We start from the raw sequence: 2,981 nt of genomic DNA, 5'->3' as shown, positions 1-2,981 counted from the left end.
GAACCGGGTGAGGTGGAGGCGGTGCTGGTCATGCACCCGGGCGTCAGCCAGGGCGCGGTCATCGCGCGCGCGGACCAGCCGGGGCAGAAACGGTTGGTCGCCTATGTCGTCGCCTCCGACGGGGAGACGCTCGACACCGTCCAGATCCGCGACTTCGTGGCGGGCCTGCTGCCCGACCACATGATCCCTTCAGCCGTGGTCGTGCTCGACGCGCTGCCGCTGACCGCCAACGGCAAGGTCGACCGTGCCGCCCTGCCCGCCCCCGACTTCGCCGGCCTGGTGACCGGCCGGGAGCCGCGCACCTCGGTCGAGGAATCGCTGTGCACCCTGTTCGCCGAGGTGCTGCGCCTGGAGCGGGTCGGGGCCGACGACGACTTTTTCGACCTCGGCGGTGACTCCCTGCTGGCCATGCAGCTGATCGCACGGATCAGGAACCTGCTGCGGACGGCGCTGACCATCGGCGAGCTGATGGCCGAGCCGACACCCGCCGGGGTCGCCACGCTGGTGCGGGCCGGCGGCGACCCGGCGGCCGACGAGCCGGTGCTCGCGCCCGTGCAACGGCCCGAGGCGGTGCCGCTGTCGTTCGGCCAGGCCCGGATGTGGTTCCTCAACCGGCTCGAGGACGGCGAGGCGCTCTACAACATCCCGGTGCAGCTGCGGCTGCGCGGCGACCTGGACCGGACCGCGCTGTGGGCCGCGCTCGGCGACGTGGTCACACGGCACGAGAGCCTGCGGACGGTGTTCCCCGACCCCGACGGCATCCCGCGGCAGCAGATCCTGACCGCTGAGGCCGCACGCCCCACGCCTGTGGTCGTACCGACCGACGAGGACGAGCTGCCCAGCCGGCTGACGGCCGAGGCCACCCGGGGCTTCGACGTGAGCCGCGACCTGCCGGTACGGGCCACGCTGTTCGCCGTGCCCGACGGCAGCCACGTGCTGTCACTCGTCGTCCATCACATCGCCGCGGACGGCTGGTCGATGGGGGTGTTCGCCCGGGATCTGGCCACGGCCTACGCGGCGCGGCGGAACGGGCAGGCCCCGCCGTGGGCGCCGCTGCCCGTGCAGTACGCCGACTACTCCATCTGGCAGCGCGAGGTCGCGGCCGGCGAGGACCGGTCGGACGCGCACCTGGCGTACTGGCGGCAGGCGCTGGCCGACCTGCCCGCCGAGCTGAACCTGCCGGTGGACCGGCCCCGCCCCGCCCTGCCCGGCTTCCAGGCCGGATCCGTGCCCATCCGGCTCGGCGCGCGGACACACGCCCGCCTGGCCGACGTGGCCAGGGGCCAGGCTGCGACGCTGTTCATGGCGGTGCAGGCGGCCGTAGCGCTGTTGCTGTCCAAGCTGGGCGCGGGCAGCGACATCCCGCTGGGCACGGCAGTGGCCGGCCAGGGGAACGCCGCGCTGGACGACCTGATCGGTTTCTTCATCAACACCCTCGTCCTGCGCACCGATGTCGGCGGTGACCCGACCTTCGTCGAACTCGTTGGCCGGGTCCGCGAGGGCGACCTGGCCGCCTTCGCCCACCAGGACGTGCCCTTCGAGCGGCTGGTCGAGGAATTTCACCCGGCCCGATCCCTGGCCCGCCACCCGCTGTTCCAGGTGATGCTCGGCTTCCGGAGCACCCCGCAGCGGGAGTGGCACCTGGCCGGTCTCGACACCCAGGTGATGCCGTCGCAGGCCGCCACCGCCAAGTTCGACCTGTCCTTCGACCTCGCCGAGTACCGCGATGAGGCGGGCGCGGCGGCGGGCATCGACGGGGAACTGCACTACTCGNCCGACCTGTTCGACCGGCGGACGGCCGAGGACCTCGTCGTACGGCTGGTCCGGGTGGTTGAGGCGGTCGCGGACGACCCGCACCTGCGGGTCAGCCAGGTCGACGTGCTGGACGACGCGGAGCGGGCCAGGATCGTCGGCGAGTGGAACGACACCGGCGTACCCCTCGGCCACACCAGGCTCACCGCGGCGTTCGATGCCCAGGTGGCCGCCCGCCCGGACGCGGTGGCGGTGGCGGCAGGAGATGTGCGGCTGTCGTACGCGCGGCTGGCGCAGGCCGCGGACCGGGTCGCGCACAGGTTGGCGGTGGCGGGCGTACAGCCGGGTGACCTGGTCGGCGTGGCGCTGGAGCGCTCGGCCGAGCTGGTGGCGGTGCTCATCGGGGTGCTCAGGGCGGGCGCGGCCTACGTGCCGGTCGACCTGGAGTGGCCTTCGGCCCGGGTGGCGCAGGTGCTGGCCGGGACCGGTGTGGTGGTGGCCTCGGCGGGGTTCGCCGCGCCGCCGGGCGTGGGCGTGGTGCCGGTGGGCGACTGGGTGCTGTCCGGGCCGCCGCTGACGCCGCCGTACGTCGTGGCAGGCCACGGCGACCTAGCGTACGTGATGTATACCTCGGGATCGACGGGCGTACCGAAGGGCGTGGCGGTGACGCACGCCGGGGTCGTCTCCCTGGCCGCCGACCGGCACTGGTCCGGCGGGGCTGATCAGCGCGTGCTGTTCCACGCCCCGCACGCCTTCGACGCCTCGACATGGGAGCTGTGGGTGCCGCTGCTGGCGGGCGGCCAGGTCGTGATCGCCCCGCCGGGACCGCTGGATGCCGCCGGGCTGGCCGAGTTGATCTCCGGTGCCGGGCTGACGGCCGTGCACGTGACCGCCGGTCTGCTCGCGGCGCTGGCCGAGGAGGACCCCGGCTGTTTCGCCGGGCTGCCCGAGCTGCTGACCGGCGGGGACGTGGTCAGCGCCACCGCCGTCGCTCGCGTCGCGGCCGCGTGCCCGGACACCGTCGTGCGGCACCTGTACGGCCCGACCGAGATCACCATGTGCGCGACCGTGTTCGACATCCGGCCGGGGGAGGAGGTCCCCGGGCCGCTGCCGATCGGGCATCCGCTGGACAACACCCGGACCTATGTGCTGGATGATCTGCTGCAGCCGGTGCCGCCGGGGGTGGTCGGTGAGCTTTATCTTGCGGGTCCGGGGCTGGCTCGTGGTTA

1 protein-coding gene is annotated in these 2,981 nt (G+C 73.6%); it reads left to right on the top strand.

Features of this window, described 5'->3' with window-relative positions:
• Positions 1-30: 30 nt before the first annotated feature.
• On the top strand, positions 31-2,981 hold a 2,951-nt coding region (locus ALLO2_RS22785), incomplete at its 3' end, for a condensation domain-containing protein (RefSeq protein WP_232235305.1).

Origin of the sequence: Frankia sp. Allo2 (genome assembly GCF_000733325.1) — a bacterium.
Lineage (GTDB): Bacteria > Actinomycetota > Actinomycetes > Frankiales > Frankiaceae > Frankia > Frankia casuarinae.
Note: the sequence above shows the minus strand (reverse complement) of the source record. Positions and strands in the feature narration are given on the sequence as shown.